The organism is Lysinibacillus sp. FSL M8-0216 (assembly GCF_038595555.1).
Classification (GTDB): domain Bacteria; phylum Bacillota; class Bacilli; order Bacillales_A; family Planococcaceae; genus Lysinibacillus; species Lysinibacillus fusiformis.
This window is the reverse complement of the sequence record NZ_CP152007.1, coordinates 4,717,291-4,734,985: the sequence shown is the minus strand read 5'-3', so window position 1 is coordinate 4,734,985 and position 17,695 is coordinate 4,717,291. Positions and strand designations below refer to the sequence as shown.

Below are 17,695 nucleotides of genomic sequence, written 5' to 3'. Positions count from 1 at the left end.
TGTCAAAGTAATTTATTTTCTTTTTTTAGAGCTCGAAAAAAGAACTCCATTCGCTGTATAGCGAGTGGAGTTATCGATCATATTGTTCTACATATATAATCCTGCAAGAAAGATTCCCTTAGCTTCCTCATAAATATCATCAAATTGACTTATCGGTAGAGGGTTTGTGCCACTTCCTAATTCAACGGTAAAACCTGGCCTACGCCAATCTTGGATAAACCAATCTTTATAGCCTGCATAGCTCCCAGCAGATTGTATGGGTTCATAGCCACTCACTCGACTAAACTCATTCACAAGCACCTCTGATTCAGGTGGTTCAAGATTTTCAAAGCCCCAATAAATAACGCGGCCCTGTGTATGAAAGGCTAGTACTCTAGCAAAATCACGCTGCTTGGTCAAATCTGCCATTGCAATGGCCTCAGGCTCAGACAAAGGTTTTTCTCCGCCATAATCTCTAGGCCCAGGAGTTTTCGGGTTACGGGCGCTTTCTAATTCCCATTCAGCAGGAAACTGGTCATTTAAATCAACACCATGGATGTTTGCTTTCCAGCCAGAAAAATCAGAGCTACCATTATTCCATGAGATAAGTTGATTTTTTAATGATTCATCATTTGGGGGGCCTTGTATGACTAAATTGACGCCATCAGGATTCACCATTGGTACTACGGATAGGGTCGTTTGCTGATAAAGAGGGAATAAAGAAAGTCCATTCATATTATTTTGGTTCGTGAGAGCGAGCAAATAGTCATTTAAAAATGTTAGAATAATAGGTGTGGTAATCCATTCATTTGCATGGAAGGAGCCATTATAGTGAACACGTTTAGCTCCATTACCAATTAATAGCTCGGGTAATTCCTTACCTAACACAGAGCTACCAATGATAGAATTGCGAAGAAATGGATAGGCGTTAACGAGCCTTTGAATATCATTCATCATGATGTTGTACGTATAATTTTGCTTACCGTCAATTAAGCGCCATGTTATGCGTTGAGGTATGTGAATCATCTGGCCAATTTGTAATTGACTTGGATTAACACCTGGGTTTACGAGTAATAAGGCAACAAGTGTGAGATTATATCTTTGTGCAATTTGCCAAAGAGAATCCCCTTGTTTTACTTGATAGTCAATGGTCACAAATCCAGGAATACGAACGCGTTGCCCGACTCTTAAAAATTGAGGATTTATATTGGGATTGGAATCTAAAATGAGTGGAAGAGGTATTTTAAACACTTCACTGAAATGCCAAAGGGAATCTCCTGGCCTTACGAATATGTCCACATGCATTCTCTCCTTAATTAAAAATGGTTCAATATAAAATGTATATGTGAGAAACTAAGACTTATTAATGCGCAGGCTGCAAAATTTCTTTATAGGAGAGTTTAAGTTAATATTCTAGTCACATTTATAACAAAAATAGAGTACAAGAAAGGTAAAGGTAGGAAAACCAAATGTTAAATAAATTTAAATTGGGTATACGCTCCAAGATTACATTAGGTTATATCATCATTATACTTTGCTTACTTGCATCAGTGATCATCCTAAATAATCAAATTACTTCTTTGCAAAAGGAAAGAAATTTTATTATTAAGTACGACTCTAATGTGAAAACTTTAACCAATGATATTGAAAAATATATATTGGATATGGAATCAAGTCAGCGAGCGTTTATTATTACGGGTGAACCTAGTTATCTGGAGCCGTATGATAATGGAGCGGAAAACTGGAAAATAGATTTTAATGATCTTTATCAGCAAATGAAAGATAAACCAACCCAGCAGGAAAAATTAAAAGAGATTGAGGAAACGATCGAGCATTGGATTGAAACAACGGGTGGACCAACTATTCAATATAAAAAGGACGGGAATACAAAAGCATTAACGGAATTTTTTAAAGTGGATAATGGACGCCAAGATATGGAGAAGATGCGCAAATTATTCGATGCATTCCGTGCAACTGAAAATACTTACACACAAGCAAAGGCTGCTCAGTTAGACAAACAAAATAGTCAATTAACTAGTGGTCTATTTGGGATTTTAATTTTTGTTTCTGTAATTGCTATTGTCATAGCAAGTGGAATTTCTCGTTCCATTGTAAAAACTATAACAGAGGTCACACAAACGATTCAGGAAATGGCTGCTACGAAGGGCGATTTTAAAAGAAGGATACATGTTAATACAAATGATGAAATTAATGAGCTCGCCGATGCGACCAATCTATTATTGGAATCGGTCGAGAAGAGAGAATGGTTACAAACGAATATTGCTGATATCGTAACAAAATATCAAGGTATTTCAGCTATTACGAAATTGGCTGAAACTTTCCTATCAGAAATGGCACAGAAAACTGAGGCATCTCTTGGAGCATTCTATGTTCGGGAAGAGGCAGAGGAACAAGTACTATTTATGAAAAAGGCTGCTTTTGCTGACGGAGAAGATGGTGTCGGTAGGGAGAGCTTTAAGGTAGGACAAGGTTTAATTGGTCAATGTGCATTAGAAAAAAGAGTGTTATTTTATGATAATATTCCGCAAGATTATCGTTTAATTAGAACAGGGCTAGGTGAAATAAGACCACAACATATTTTATTGATTCCTGTTATTTTTGAAAATGAAGTCATTGCCGTTGTTGAGTTAGCTACAATGACAAAATTTAATGCATTACAGCAGGAGCTAATGAAGCAGGTTACTGAAACCTTTGGCTTAACCGTCAACGGTGTATTAGGGCGGATGGAAATTGTTCGATTATTGAATGAATCAAGAGCGATGACCGAGGAGTTACAAGTTCAATCAGAAGAACTTCAAACACAATCTGAGGAATTACAAATGCAGACAGAAGAGCTGACGATGATTAACGAGCAGCTTGAAGAGCGAACGAAAGAGGCAGAGACCAAATCACGCGAGCTAGAGAAGGCGAAGCAGGAATTAGAGGAAAGTGCAGAACAGCTTATACTTAATTCTAATTATAAATCGGAGTTTTTAGCGAATATGTCACATGAACTTAGAACGCCTTTAAATAGCATATTAATTTTGTCAGAGATGCTCGCAGAAAATAACCAAGACCACTTAACAGATGAGGAAGCTGAATTTGCGAAGGTAATCCATTCATCAGGTGAGGATTTGCTTGCGTTGATTAATGATATTTTAGATTTATCAAAAGTGGAGGCAGGGAAGCTAGATATCATTTTTAATGAAGTAAATGTGAGCGAAGTACCTGTTCAAATTGAGCATACTTTTGCACCTGTCGCAATGAAGAAAAATATAGATTTCCATATTTCAAAGGCAGATAATGTTGTCGATGTATTCTATACAGATGAAAAGAGATTCCAGCAAATAGTAAAGAACTTATTATCAAATGCCTTTAAGTTTACGGAACATGGATCTGTAACTTTAGCCATTAACCAGCTTGCACAGAGCCAGCTTACAAGCAATATGCAAGATATTAGCGCTGATTGGCTAGAAATTACTGTTTCAGATACCGGTATAGGAATTCCAAAAGACAAGCATCAATTGATCTTTGAGTCATTCCAGCAAGCAGATGGGGCTACTGTTCGAAAATATGGTGGAACAGGACTGGGTCTTTCAATTTGTAAGGAGTTTGCGAAACTACTCGGTGGTTGGATTACACTGCAAAGTGAAGAGGGACAAGGTAGTATCTTTACGTTAACGATTCCAAGCTTACCAAATGGAGTTGAAGAAGATCATTGCGATAAGCTTGCTGCTTTAAATGAGGTAGCTGTGACAATGGAGGAAGAGGCACCTAGAGAAGAGCCGGCGCAGGATAATAGGGAAGCTTTAAAACATGAGGTAGAGGTTTTCCAAGGGAAAAATATTTTAATCGTCGACGATGATAACCGTAATATTTATGCCTTGAAAACGGCACTTGAAACAAGAGGTATGAACATTTTAGTGGCTAAAGATGGACTGGAATGTTTAGAGGTTTTGCAAGCTCATCATGAGATTGATTTAGTGCTTATGGATATTATGATGCCGAATATGGATGGTTATGAAGCAATGACTATTATTCGCCAACAAATGAAGCGGACAGATCTACCGATTATCGCTCTGACGGCGAAGGCTATGAAGAATGATCGTGATAAATCATTGCAAGCTGGTGCATCTGATTATATTAGTAAACCATTAAATTTAGATCAATTAATATCCGTTTTAAGAGTATGGTTAGTTTCTAAAGGGAGTTTATAAAGATGGAACATTTTGAGCCATTGGAGCAAAATATACAATTGAATAAGCAAACAAATTTAGAAATTGATTTGTTATTAGAGGCTATTTATCGTTTATCAGGTTATGATTTTCGGCAATATAACCGTTCTTCCATTTCACGTCGAATTTTTAATAGGATGAGAATAAATAGCATTCCAACCATTTCTCGTGTTCAGGAAAAGGTTATTCATGAGCAGGAATTTTTAGAGCAGCTGTTAAATGATTTTTCAATCAATGTCACGGAAATGTTCCGCAACCCTAGTTTTTTTAAGGCATTTCGTGAAAAAGTGATCCCCGCCTTACGAGAATACCAAGAAATCCGGATTTGGCATGCTGGCTGCGCAACTGGTGAGGAAGTTTATTCTATGGCCATCTTGCTTCAAGAGGAAGGGCTTATAGACAAGGCTGTAATTTATGCAACAGATATGAATGAGCAAGTATTAGAAAAGGCGAAGAAGGGTGTCTTTCCAATTCATAAAATGCAGGCATATACGAAAAACTATATGCTTGCAGGAGGAGCCCATGCTTTTTCGGAATACTATAAGACAGATTATCAATATGCTTATTTCCATCCAACATTATTGAAGAATATTATTTTTGCCCAGCATAACCTAGTGACAGATCAATCATTTAATGAATTTCATGTTGTTTTATGTAGAAATGTCCTTATTTATTTTTCACCTCAGCTGCAAAGTCAGGTCCATCATTTGTTTTATGAAAGCCTAAGTGACAAGGGGTTTTTATGTTTAGGCGATAAGGAAACATTGCGCTTTGAAGAGGTTATTTCGAATTATAGGGAAGTTGTTGGGAATGAAAGGATTTATCAAAAAATAGATTAAAGAGAAAGAGGCTACCTAGGATGGAGGTAGCCTCTTTCTTTTTATTTAATCAGCAGCACGGGCTTGGATCATTAAGACACACATATCATCCGGTTGATTGTTTTGTTTGTCCTTAGGTAATAGGTTGTCGATGAGGGGTTGAGCATAGTCCCATTTAGAGGATGTTAGCGTTTGCAAATGCTTTTCTGATTCTATTTCACAAGGTCCCATTGCCTCTAAGACACCATCTGTAAACATAACAATTTGTACATTTTTTTCGTATTGTATATATTGTTTTTTGACATTAATTTCATCGAAAAAGCCGACTGCACAGCTACCTTGATTTAATGGAACACAAGTTTCCTCATCAATTAATGCGTACCCCGCAGGATGACCAGCATTTATGTATTCGATTGTTTTTTGTTTCGTATCAATCACTAAATAAATCGCTGTGAAATAATAAAGATTTTCATCCTTGCCATCTTGCAACAGGGTCATATAACGATTCAGTTCTTTAATAACAAGTTCAGGGTCGTTTAATTGTTTAACAGCCTCTCTTAAAACCGAGGAGATAAACATACAAACTAGCGCTGCAGATATACCATGGCCCATCATGTCCAATAAAATAATGGCATAACGATGATCATCTATTTTATGCCAATAGTACATATCACCTGCCAAGTTAGAGGATGGTAGGTAAGAGACTTCTAGACGAATATCCTTTTCATTTAACGGTGGACTAAGCAGGCTTCTTTGCACATGAGTAGCTAAATCCAATTCGTATTGTATTTTTTTTTCATGTTGAGTGTGCCAATCTAATTCAGCTTTTAAACGTAGGGCAACTCGTATTCTAGCAAGCAATTCCGTTTTATTAATCGGTTTTGTAATATAATCTACGCCCCCGATATCTAATGCTTCTGCGAGTTTGTTTTTATCTTCGAGCGCTGTAACAAAGATAATTTGAATATCTCTCAATCTTTCAATTTGTTTAATACGTTTGCAGGCCTCTATACCATCTACTTCAGGCATCATAATATCCAATAAAATTAAATCAACTGAGCTTCCTGTTGGATTTGGTTCATTTAATTGTAAATAATCAAATAGCTCATTAGCAGATGAAAGAGAAACACAGTGCTCATAACCTGCATTTTTCAGTATTTTTTCAATGACAAATAAATTGACTTGATTGTCATCTACTAGAAGAATGGTCATAGTTATTTCCCCTTACTCTAATTGAATTGTGCAGATTATTATTCGTGTATATAAATTACTTCCAACTTTATTATTATACAAAACATTAGAGGAGAAAGGTATTTTCGCGATTTGAAAGAAGAGCTTTCAATCATAAATTTTCAATTTATCACTTTTAGAGGCTGGTATTTTAGCTTTTCTAAATCCTTGATATATATCAAATGCATTGGCTAAAACAGCAATGCACATACTGGCAAGTAGGATCTTATCTATAATAGAGGAGACCTTTGCTGTGTTGCTTTCTACGATTGCGGCAATGTACGGAATGGAGGCACTATGGATAAAATCTTGATGAACAGCGATGACAATAAATACAATAGTTCCCGCACTTTGAAGCAATGCATTGATGATAGCAATCGTCATGGTCCATTGCCCCGTACGCCATTTTAAAAATGTTAAAGTAAGACTAAGAATGACACAGAGCATAAAGAAAAGAGCATAGGATTGTAAAATATTTTGATTAAAGATTGGCATAACAAACTTTAAGCTACCATTCCCATTTGTTGTATATATACCTAAAAGACGATTGGCATTCCAATAAACAAAGGTAAAAATAATAATCCCTACAAAGCTAAAAATTATATCACTTAAAGTGATGAGTTTGTCTTTAGGAATGTTTTTAATGTTTAAACTTTCAGGTGTCCACTCCTTAGGGTCATTCAGGAAAGGCAATATTTGAATTTTATCCGTATTAGAGCGTTCGATGACGATGAAAAAAATGGTGATCCAAAACAAAACATGAAATGATACAGAAATAATGGCCACAATCGTCATGGAGAATGCTGAAATGATAGTGGAGAGCAAGGCTTCTTCTCCTGAATAGAGGAAAATTCTCTGAATTACTTGAACAATGATCGTTATAAAAATTGCCCAAGGAAATACGAGTTTAATGGTTCTAGTGTATAGATCAAACACGTTTGGACCAATTAAATAACGTGGCGTATCTTGATAGCTTGCTGCCACTTTTGCAGGGCTACCAAGCTTTTTTAGCACTTCCATTATATCTGCTTCTGAATATGGCTCTGGCAACATATCTTCAATAGTAGCTTTTAGCTCAAGCTTTATGTTTTCACGTTTATTTTTATGTAGTTTTTTAGATACTTCATCGATATACGCATCAATTAAAGTCATTTCTTTATTCCTCCTTTAATCATGTTCATTGTTCATTTATATGACGTGGTAATATATGTTATTATGGGTGGAAAATGAATATGAACGTCATATCATACTTTGAAAATGGAGGGGAAACAATGAGAGTGGTAGAGAGATTAGTAAAAGAGCAAGATTTTTTAACTTTTGCGAGTATCGTTGTAGGAGCCTACCCTGGAAGAATGAACGGAGCTCAGACAACAAAAGAGCAGTTAAAAAATCTTTTTATGGATAATCAGAATCATGATGAATCCCTAAATTATTTTGGACTTTGGGATGATGACAAACTAATTGGCGGCATGCGATTACATGATTTTCAAATGAACCTTTTCTCTAAAATGATACCGATTGGCGGAGTAGGGCTTGTTGCAGTTGATTTACTACATAAAAAGGAAAAAGTTGCGAAGGAGTTAATCCATCAATTCTTTCACTTTTTTTTAGCAAAGGATATTCACTTTGTCGCTTTGTATCCGTTTAGGCCAGATTTTTATAAAAAAATGGGGTTTGGATATGGACCGAGAATGTATCAATATTTAGTAGAGCCCTTAAGCTTTCCTAAAGGCCCAACGAAGAAGCACCTTTCATATTTAACAGTGCAAGATCAACAGCAGCTAACAGATTGTTATAACAGGGTAGCGTCTCAAAAGCATGGAATGTTTCTCAAAACAAAATCAGAGCTTTCCTTTATTTTTAAAAACGACGAAAACTATGTGATTGCGATGAAAGAGGATGATACCGTACAAGGCTATATCGTTTTTTCATTTAAAAAGCAAGGTGAGAGCAATTTTATGTTGAATAATTTAGTCATTAAAGAATGGATATATGAGACACCGCAGGCATTGTTAGAGCTGAGTACATTTTTAAACAGTCAGGCAGATCAAGTAAACCGCATTGAGTGGAATACACAAGAAGACAATGTTCATTTCTTTTTAGGCGATGTCAGAAATGGTACAAATCATTTAATTCCTAGTGTTTACCATGAAAATGCCGTGTCAGGGGTTGGACTGATGTACCGCATTATTAATGTAAAAGGTTTTTTTGAAGAGTTAACGGCACACCATTTTAATGGTGTAACACTGACATTTAAATTAACAGTTTCGGACTCATTACTTGCTGAAAATAATCAGCAACTCATTATCGAGGTGGTTGAAGGCACGATGAACATTATTGAAAGTGGTCACTATGATGTGGAAGTAGTTGTAGATGTGGCTGAGCTTTCCTCACTGGTAATGGGAGTCATAACGGTCCAAGAACTGTATATGCTGCAGCAAATAAAAATCAGTCAGGAGCAATATCTACAGGCTTTACAGCAATTTTTCTTTGTATTTGAAAAACCAAAATGTATGACGGCGTTTTAGAATAGTTGTGCTGGGCTAATGTTCCTTTTTCATAAATAGAGATGATCGTGTCGGTCTTTCAAGTGGTGTAATATTAATAATAAAGTAACTAATGATGAGTATGAGAATAATAACTGAATAAATTAACGTATTAAGAGGATGATCGTGCTCAACGATAATTAATCGAATCATAGCTGTGATACCTATATATATAAAGTATCGAAGCGGAAAATGATAATCCTCTTTAAAATATTTAATAATCATCGTAATGAACTCAAAGTACAAGAAAAATATAAGGATGTTGGCAAGGAATAGCTTGTAATCGCCACCTTCGTTAGAGAAGAGCAATATTTTAAGAAATTCTATTAGCTCCTTAAAGAGTAAAAACGCTAGTATGAGTGCTAAGAGGACTAGGCAAACATTCAGAAAAAGTTGCAAAGACTTTGGTACAGCTTTAATGAGCTGTATATAGGTTGAATTTTTTTGATTCATATAACTCCTCCAATCGTATTTGTATAGTGAGCCTAAACATATTTATCATATGGCAAAATACGAGTGTATTATGATATGAATATAACAAATTGTCGTAAATCTTTCTTTTAGTAATTGTAAAGTTTTGGTATTTTTTGCGAAAGAAAGTTTTTAAAATAATTTAGTGGTATGCTAAAATAGATGTGCATGAATATAAAATTTAAAAGGGGTTTTTGAAATGGCAAAATCAGCAAAAACAGATGCGAAAATTACACCAGAGCGTTTAGAAGAAGCGTTAGTTGTTCGTGATCGTCTTATTATCGAACTACTTGTTCAAGTACTTGATGAGAAGCTAGTAATTGAACGCCCAGTATTACGTGAGCGTGTAGGAAACCTTGTTGATCTTTCTAGCTATGATGCAGAACTAAAGGAAACAATCCACGCAGTTATTAACAAACTATAATGAAAAGAAGAATGCTACGACCAATTCGTAGCATTCTTTTTTATAGGATGTCACATGTCATGTAAAGCGTTCTACTAATTCATACATGCGCTCGGCCTCTGTATGGAGCTCCTGTGAGGAGTGCATGATAGACGTAACGGCTGACTTTTGTTCATCAATGGATGCATTAATTTGTTCTGTTGCAGCAGCAGATTCTGTGGCCACGCTTGCTATTTCATTAATAGCATGAATGACCACTACACGGTTTTCTGCCATTTCACTCATACCCTCATTAAGAGAAACAAGGTGCTCGGTTATGTCCTGAATAGAATCGGCTAGGAAAGTAAAAGCTCCTTTTACTTCTGTAATCGACATTGCCTGACTTTGTGAAAGCTGAAGAGTGTGTATCATTTTTGTATCTGAATTGACCGTATCAATCTCAATGCGCTGTAATAGATTTTTGACACGATTAGTAGCTTCATTTGTATCCTCTGATAAATTTCGTACTTCTTCTGCTACTACAGCAAATCCTTTACCGTGTTCACCTGCACGAGCTGCTTCGATACTTGCATTTAGCGCTAATAAATTTGTTTGCTCTGAAATGGAAGTTATTGTTTGTACTACTTGATGAATTTCTTTCATCTGGCTTGTTAAACTTGAAAAATTAGTTCTTAACTCTTCGATTACTTGCGTGAATTCATGAGAATTTTGCAGTAATAGATCTACTTTTTGTCTACCATTTTCTTGTGATTGATTAATAGTATTCATATTTTCGGTAATGTCATTATATTTACTTGTAGCATTGGAAATCAGAGATGATAGTGTTTCCACTTTACTACTAGCCATTTCTGCCTCCTCTGCTTGCACAACAGCCCCTTTAGAAATGTCGTTGATAGCTTGATGGATTTCATCAGCTGAGGCGGTCGTTTCCTCTGTAATCGCACTAAGCATTTCTGAAGAAACTCTCATTTGGGAGGCACTGTCCTTTGTATTGTTGACCATCTCATGCAAGCTTTGCTTCATATTATTGACATTCTTCGCTAGTGTGCCAAGTTCATCCTTTGTCGTAACGGGAATGTCCTCTCCTGTGAGCTTACCTTGCGCAATATCCGATGTGATCACCATAATTTTTCGTATGTAGGCGGTCATCTGTCCAGAGAAGAACCAAAAAAGCATGACACCAATTATAGTAGCTAGGATGGTTGTACCAAATGTGTAATATAAAACATTTTTAGTGCCTGCATTAAAATCCATTTCATATGTACCAGCCGCGATGATCCATCCCCAATGCTTGTCCATTTCAACATAAGTAATTTTTGGAGCAATAATATCTGGATTGGAGGGTAGTGCCCAGTCATACCGCACATATCCGCCACCTGCTTGTGCCGTTTCAATCATTTCCTTTACAAAATAGCGTCCATCACTCGTTTGTAAGTCGGATATATTTTGACCTTCAAGAGAGGGGTGTGTTTCAACCATACCATTATCCTTAAAGGCATAGAAATAAAAATTATCACCGTATTTTACAGGGTTATCGATAGATCGCTTTTGATCTTCAATTTTATTACCAACAATCTGTGTTCTGGCACTTTCCTGTGCTTCTTCTAATGTTAATTTTCCATTTTGAACCTGTCCATCTAATTGTGCAATTAATTCAAGTATGCCTAGTGTGCCATTCTTAAGACTTTGTCTACCTACCTGATCCATCTCGCCTTTTGCTACAAAATAATTCACTGTTCCAACCAGCACTGTAGATATGAGAATAACAATAATGGCTAAAGCGACCAACTTATTACGCACTGATTTAATCATAGAAAAGACCTCCGTTCCTCTAAAGTAATACAGTATAGTTATAGTATAATATAAAATTATCTAATAAAATAGAAAATTCTGATAATAAATAGAGTATTTTGTTTTGTATTGTAGGCACGGTGTTTATAAAGAAATGGGGATAATGAAATGATCTAAAAAAACCCACTTCAGATTGTTCTGTCCTGAAGTGGGGTTGTAACGTATTAGTACACTTTATCGCCATTGAAGATAGAGTTTTTCACGATTACATAATCAACATTTCGAATAGCTTCTAACTTTGTGCCACCTGCATAAGAAATAGAAGATTGTAAGTCTTGCTGCATTTCAATTAATGTATCTTTAATGCTTCCTTTATGCTCAACATACATTTTCTTTCCTTCGACGTTTTTACGTTCGCCTTTTTGGAATTCTGAAGCAGAGCCGAAGTATTCTTTTACCTTTTTACCCTCGACTTCGATTGTTTGACCAGGTGACTCTTCGTGACCCGCGAATAAAGAACCGATCATCACCATTGAAGCGCCAAAACGTACAGACTTAGCAATATCACCGTGTGTACGAATACCACCATCAGCAATAATTGGCTTTGTAGCAGCTTTTGCACACCAGCGAAGTGCAGCTAACTGCCAGCCACCTGTACCAAAGCCTGTTTTAATTTTAGTAATACAAACTTTACCTGGTCCAATTCCAACTTTTGTCGCATCTGCCCCAGCGTTTTCAAGCTCACGTACAGCTTCTGGTGTTCCCACGTTACCAGCAATAACAAAGCTATTTGGTAAGTGTTTTTTAATATGCTGAATCATACGAATAACAGCATTAGAATGGCCATGTGCAATATCAATTGTAATGAAATCAGGTACTACATTTGTAGCTGCTAATTCTTCAATAAACGCATATTCTTCTTCTTTTACACCAACGCTAATAGAAGCAATTAGACCACTGCCATGCATATCTTGAATAAAGTTGATACGTGCTTCTGGTTGGAAGCGGTGCATGATATAAAAGTAACCGTTTTCAGCCAGCTTCTTAGCAAGAGTTTCATCAATAATTGTTTGCATATTAGCAGGTACTACAGGAAGTTTAAAAGTATGCCCTCCTAAAGTAACGGAAGTATCACATTCTGAACGGCTTTCTACGATGCATTTTGCGGGAATTAGTTGAATATCTTCATAGTCAAATACGTTATCCATTATATACACTCCTAAAATACGAATATTTTTAAAGATTTATTTTAAATTGTTCGCCATTTGGTAATTTACATGATTTTTGAGGAAATGTCAAAGCTTTTGCTAAAATAAATAAAAAATTTGAAGATAAGGCTATATTTCTTATGATATAGATGAATTATTTATCTTTTAGTTTGTGTTATGATTTATAATCCATGTACAATATAATTGTTTCAAAAAATGTCAAGGGAGTGTTGGAAATGGCGGTAGAGGTATATTTAATTTTTAACGGGAATTGTCGAGAAGCTGTAGCGTTTTACGAAGATGCTTTTAGTACGGACAAGGCTGAAATTATGACGTTTGGGGATTCACCACAAAACCCTGATTATCCATTACCAGAGGAAGCAAAAGATCTTGTAATGCATACACGACTTTCCGTATTCGGTAGTAGAATTATGTTCTCAGATACATTTCCAGGCTCACCATATGCGGTTGGAAACAATGTTACATTAGCAGTTGTTTCTGATGATGAAGAGCAGATGCGAAAAGCATTTGATAAGCTTAAAGATGGTGGGAAAGTTGTTATGGAGCTTCAAGAAACTTTTTGGAGCAAATGTTACGGCTCCCTTACAGATAAATTTGGTGTAGAGTGGCAGTTTAGCCATGAGGTAAATGAATAATTAATACAATTCAAAGCACGGTGATCATTCACCGTGCTTTATTTTTAGTAATGAAAACGATTGACATAGCCCTGTAATTCATCCGCCATATCGAGTAATGCTTTAGAAGATGATGCGATTTCCTGCATCGAGGACAATGTTTGTTCAGTTGAAGCGGCTACTTCTTCAGATGCTGCTGCATTGAGTTTAGCATGATCCGACAGTTCAATGGCCGTTGCCGAAACCTCTTCCACTACAGCAGACATTTCCTGAGCAGAAGCAGATATATCCTCCATTTTAGGAGCAATGTTTCGTAAGCTCTCAATAATACTTATAAATTTCTTCTTTGTGTCCTCAGACAGCTGTAAGCCCTCTTGGACATCTGCAGAAGCCTTCATCATGGTTTGAACAGATTTAGCCGTATCTTGTTGAATGCCTGTAATTAGCAAGGCAATTTGCTCTGCTGACTGATGAGATTGTTCTGCCAATTTACGTACTTCATCTGCCACAACTGCAAAGCCTTTGCCATTTTCGCCAGCTCGTGCTGCTTCAATCGCTGCATTCAAAGCAAGAAGATTTGTTTGGTCTGAAATGTTACTAATAATTTCGATGATGGAGCCTATTTCTTTTGTACGATCGAATAGTGATTTAATCATGCTATCAGACTGTGCTACAGATTCATGGATGGATACCATTTGATTCACCGATTGTTCGACAGATTGTCCACCCTCCACTGCTAAATGGATAGCCTGACTGGATAAATCAGAGACTTGTAGTGCACTATCTGCTACCTCTACAACTCCTTTTGCAATTTCCTCTATGGAAATAGCATTTTGATCGATTCCTGTTGTTTGTTTTTCTGTACTAATAGCTACTTGCTGCATTGCCTCTGTCACTTGTTCAGAAGCAGCGATATTCTGCTCAGCATTTGCTGAAAGACCTTGTGCAGCACTTTGAACATGCTGAGAGCTTTGATCAACATTGCGAATGAGCTTTTTTAAGTTTACTTTCATGGAGACAAATGCCTCACCAAGCTGTCCAATTTCATCCTTCGTATGAATATCAATATATTCCGTTAAATCCCCATCACTTATTTTAAGTGCGCTCTGCTGTAATCGCTTAATAGGGCTAACAATGGATTTAATCATAGCAAGCATAAAAATAATGCCAACAATGATGGAAACTGCAATGATTAGTAAGGTGATATTAAAGGTTGCGGAGGCAGCATCTGTAGCCTCTACGGTAAACATTGTTCCGATAACCTTCCATCCTGTCAGTTCGTTTGTCTCAAAGCGTAAATGACGGCTTTTTTCAATAATGATGCCTTCCTGTTGTTCATAAACCTTGGATATATATTTTTCTGTAGCTTCGGTTCCGCTTTCTTTATCCCTTTGTGCTACATATAGCTGATTACTGTCCAGTATGGCCGCAAAGCCAGTTTTCCCAATACGTGTATCATCTGTTAGTGCACTTAGAACAGAGATATTTAAATCTAAGGCAATAACACCTGAATCATCAGGGAGAGCTTGCATAACGGTCACTACGATATTATTTGTAGATTTTGATAGATAAGGAGAAGTAATCGATGCATGTCCCTTGTTTTCAATCGATTCCGTATACCAAGGTCGAACACGCGGATCATAATCACTAGCATACTCATGGACAGGTGCATCAATCATGCCACCATCTGCAGTACCTATATATAGCAATTCTACCTCCGGATGTGTATGAACATATTCTTGGAAAAGATTATTCAATTCCTGACGATTCTCTGGCTGTAAATGAGATGGATTTAACTTTTTTGCAAAATATTCAATATCATGTACTTTAGGCGCAATCATATTTGTAATATTGGTATTAAGCATTCTGACACTTTCCATAGCACTTGCTTGTTGCTCATTTAAAATTTGACTTTTAGTACTTTTAAAGGAGGTATAGCCGATCATAAGTGCAGGAACGAGAAGGATGACTAAAAATGCAAAGATGAGTTTCTTTCTTAAGCTAAGTTGTTTCATAGGGTATTCCTCCTTAATAAGTCATGATTAGTTTGTAGATCATGGGACAACGAAGGCTAATGATGGTTGTACATGGAATTAGTCTTTCATGTTGTAATCTGATTCTAAGAGGAAAATGGAGAATAATCAACATAATTTTCTGAAAAATCTGGAAAATAAAGTTATGTTTTGGGGATATTTAAAGAAAAATGTCCTATTTTGTAGTTTTAGACAAAAGGAAAATCTGGGCTCAAGAAGTGCTGAACCCAGATTTTTAAATGAGGTACCTTAATAGTGAAAACGATTTACATGACCCTGTAATTCATCAGCCATATCAAGTAACGTTTTAGCAGCAGAAGCTATGTCCTGCATCGAGGATAAAGTTTGTTCAGTTGAAGCTGCAACTTCCTCTGTAGCTGCTGCATTTAATTTAGCATGGTCTGATAGTTCAATGGCTGTAGCAGAGACTTCCTCCACGACTGCTGACATTTCTTGAGCGGAAGCCGAAATATCCTCCATTTTTGGTGCGATGTTTCGAAGGCTTGCAATAATATTCGCAAATTTTTTATTCGTTTCCTCCGTTAGTTGTAAACCTTCTTGGACATCTGAAGATGCTTTTACCATTGTTTGTACAGATTTAGCGGTATCTTGTTGAATAGTTGTAATGAGTGCAGAAATTTGTTCTGCTGAGTGATGTGATTGCTCTGCTAACTTTCGAACTTCGTCAGCCACTACGGCAAAGCCTTTTCCATGCTCTCCTGCTCTTGCTGCCTCTATAGCAGCATTCAGGGCAAGTAAATTTGTTTGGTCTGAAATCGCACTAATCATTTCCAAAATGGAGCCAATTTCTTTTGTGCGATCATAAAGTGTCTTAATCATTGTATCTGATTGTGTAACAGACTCATGAATCGAATTCATCTGCCTAACGGTTTGTTCGACAGCTTGACCGCCTTCCTCTGCCAATTGGATAGCGTGGCTAGAAAGATCAGATACCTGCATAGAACTATCTGCAACTTCCACAACCCCTTTAGCAATTTCCTCCACGGAAATCGCATTTTGGTCAATAGCAGTAGTTTGTTTCTCTGTACTGATAGCCATCTGTTGTACGGCGTCAGCAACCTGCTCAGAGGCAGCAATATTTTGCTCAGCATTTGCAGATAAATCTTGAGCAGATGTTTGTACATGCTGCGAGCTTTGGTCCACGTTGCGAATCAGTTTTTTCAAGCTCACCTTCATAGAGATAAAGGCTTCACCAAGTTGTCCAATTTCATCCTTAGAATGAATATCTATAAACTCAGTTAAATCGCCTTCACTAATTTTTAAGGCGCTATGTTTCAGCTTATTGATTGGATTAACAACAGATTTAATCATAAAGAGCATGAAAATCACACCAACTACAATTGAGACAACAATGATTATTAAGTTGATATTTAATGTGGAGGCAGCTGCTTTTGCTGCTTCTGCGGTAAACATTGTACCAATAACCTTCCAACCTGTAAGCTCATTAGTAACAAACTGTAAATGACGATCTCTTTCAATAATCGTCCCGCTTTCTTGTTCATAAACTTTCGCGATATAGTTTTCTGTTGCCTCAGTACCACTTTCCGTATCAGGCTGAGCAATATAGATTTTATTGTTATCTAAAAGAGAGGCATAGCCTGTTTCGCCGATGCGTATTTCATTCGTAATGTCGCTTAATGTAGAGATATTTAAATCTATTCCTATTACACCTGAACCATCTGGTAGAGCTTGAGTGATGGTAATGACAATATCGTCTGTAGATTTTGAAACATAAGGTGCGGTAATTGAGACTTGGCCATTATTTTCTAAAGCCTGCTTATACCAAGGTCTTGTACGAGGGTCAAAGTCATCCGCATACACTTGAACAGGTTCATCCAGTAGTTTCCCGTCAGCAGTACCAATATAAATAAGGTCAACTTCAGGGTGCATATTCACATATTCCTGTAGAAGGGATTTAAGCTCAGGAATTTTATTTTCCTGCAAATAAGATTGATTAAACTTTTTTGAGAAATATTCCACATCTTTCAATTTTGGTTCAATCGTGTTCGTAATATTTGTATTGAGTATGCGCACGCTTTCAGTTGCACTAGCTTGCTGTTCTTCTGAAATTTGCTTTTCAGCGCTTTGGTACGACACTATTCCAATTAACAGTGTTGGAATGAGAAGCATTGCTAAAAACGAAAAAATAAGCTTTTTTCTGACACTTAGTTGTTTCACTTGTATTATCCTCACATAACATTTTTTATTCTATACTTTTCCCTATAAGGTAAATAATTCTCATTCTAACAGAAATAAAGTAAAAGGTAAGCCCTAATAGATATTATTATTAATTTTTAGAAATTTCGCTAAACAGATTTGTTAGAA

13 protein-coding genes are annotated in these 17,695 nt (G+C 36.6%); 5 read left to right on the top strand and 8 right to left on the bottom strand.

What is annotated here, in order from left to right; translation table 11 throughout:
• Positions 1-87: 87 nt before the first annotated feature.
• Complete coding sequence (locus MKX57_RS23640) at positions 88-1,278, bottom strand: M14 family metallopeptidase (protein ID WP_089986428.1); 1,191 nt, start codon at positions 1,276-1,278, stop codon at positions 88-90.
• Positions 1,279-1,448: 170 nt separating this feature from the next.
• Here MKX57_RS23640 and MKX57_RS23635 point away from each other — a divergent pair, with 170 nt between their 5' ends.
• Both MKX57_RS23635 and MKX57_RS23630 read left to right on the top strand, forming a co-directional pair.
• A complete protein-coding gene (locus MKX57_RS23635) occupies positions 1,449-4,196 on the top strand; it encodes an ATP-binding protein (RefSeq protein WP_107922765.1) in 2,748 nt (915 codons plus the stop codon).
• A 2-nt stretch (positions 4,197-4,198) separates the two neighbouring features.
• Positions 4,199-5,053 carry a protein-glutamate O-methyltransferase CheR gene (locus MKX57_RS23630; protein ID WP_089986426.1) on the top strand — a complete coding sequence of 285 codons (855 nt, stop codon included), beginning with the start codon at positions 4,199-4,201 and terminating at the stop codon, positions 5,051-5,053.
• A gap of 45 nt (positions 5,054-5,098) precedes the next feature.
• On the opposite strand, the gene MKX57_RS23625 is transcribed toward MKX57_RS23630, so the two are convergent.
• Together MKX57_RS23625 and MKX57_RS23620 are read right to left on the bottom strand one after the other, a co-directional pair.
• Positions 5,099-6,244 carry a fused response regulator/phosphatase gene (locus MKX57_RS23625; protein WP_008177860.1) on the bottom strand — a complete coding sequence of 382 codons (1,146 nt, stop codon included), beginning with the start codon at positions 6,242-6,244 and terminating at the stop codon, positions 5,099-5,101.
• 126 nt (positions 6,245-6,370) lie between these two features.
• A complete protein-coding gene (locus MKX57_RS23620; RefSeq protein WP_008177858.1) occupies positions 6,371-7,414 on the bottom strand; it encodes a hypothetical protein in 1,044 nt (347 codons plus the stop codon).
• 80 nt (positions 7,415-7,494) lie between these two features.
• On the opposite strand from MKX57_RS23620, the gene MKX57_RS23615 reads away from it, so the two are divergent.
• Positions 7,495-8,790, top strand: a complete 1,296-nt coding sequence (locus MKX57_RS23615; protein WP_342550658.1) for a GNAT family N-acetyltransferase — start codon at positions 7,495-7,497, stop codon at positions 8,788-8,790.
• A gap of 15 nt (positions 8,791-8,805) precedes the next feature.
• On the opposite strand, the gene psiE is transcribed toward MKX57_RS23615, so the two are convergent.
• Entirely contained in the window at positions 8,806-9,261 is a 456-nt protein-coding gene (gene psiE, locus MKX57_RS23610) for a phosphate-starvation-inducible protein PsiE (protein WP_342550657.1), read from the bottom strand.
• 217 nt (positions 9,262-9,478) lie between these two features.
• Between psiE and MKX57_RS23605 the strand changes: the two genes are divergently transcribed.
• Entirely contained in the window at positions 9,479-9,703 is a 225-nt protein-coding gene (locus MKX57_RS23605; protein ID WP_008177853.1) for a hypothetical protein, read from the top strand.
• 57 nt (positions 9,704-9,760) lie between these two features.
• On the opposite strand, the gene MKX57_RS23600 is transcribed toward MKX57_RS23605, so the two are convergent.
• Both MKX57_RS23600 and guaC read right to left on the bottom strand, forming a co-directional pair.
• On the bottom strand, positions 9,761-11,494 hold the full coding sequence (locus tag MKX57_RS23600; RefSeq protein ID WP_008177849.1) for a methyl-accepting chemotaxis protein: 1,734 nt from the start codon (positions 11,492-11,494) through the stop codon (positions 9,761-9,763).
• Positions 11,495-11,697: 203 nt separating this feature from the next.
• Positions 11,698-12,681 (bottom strand): GMP reductase, encoded by a 984-nt coding sequence (gene guaC, locus MKX57_RS23595; protein WP_008177848.1) that lies wholly within the window; start codon positions 12,679-12,681, stop codon positions 11,698-11,700.
• Positions 12,682-12,917: 236 nt separating this feature from the next.
• Between guaC and MKX57_RS23590 the strand changes: the two genes are divergently transcribed.
• Positions 12,918-13,337 (top strand): VOC family protein, encoded by a 420-nt coding sequence (locus tag MKX57_RS23590; RefSeq protein ID WP_025116510.1) that lies wholly within the window; start codon positions 12,918-12,920, stop codon positions 13,335-13,337.
• Positions 13,338-13,381: 44 nt separating this feature from the next.
• Here the strand turns inward: MKX57_RS23590 and MKX57_RS23585 are convergent, their stop codons facing one another.
• Together MKX57_RS23585 and MKX57_RS23580 are read right to left on the bottom strand one after the other, a co-directional pair.
• A complete protein-coding gene (locus MKX57_RS23585; RefSeq protein WP_342550656.1) occupies positions 13,382-15,331 on the bottom strand; it encodes a methyl-accepting chemotaxis protein in 1,950 nt (649 codons plus the stop codon).
• A 267-nt stretch (positions 15,332-15,598) separates the two neighbouring features.
• Positions 15,599-17,548: a methyl-accepting chemotaxis protein gene (locus MKX57_RS23580; protein ID WP_008180640.1), complete on the bottom strand. Its 1,950-nt coding sequence runs from the start codon at positions 17,546-17,548 to the stop codon at positions 15,599-15,601.
• Between the last annotated feature and the right edge of the window lie 147 nt (positions 17,549-17,695).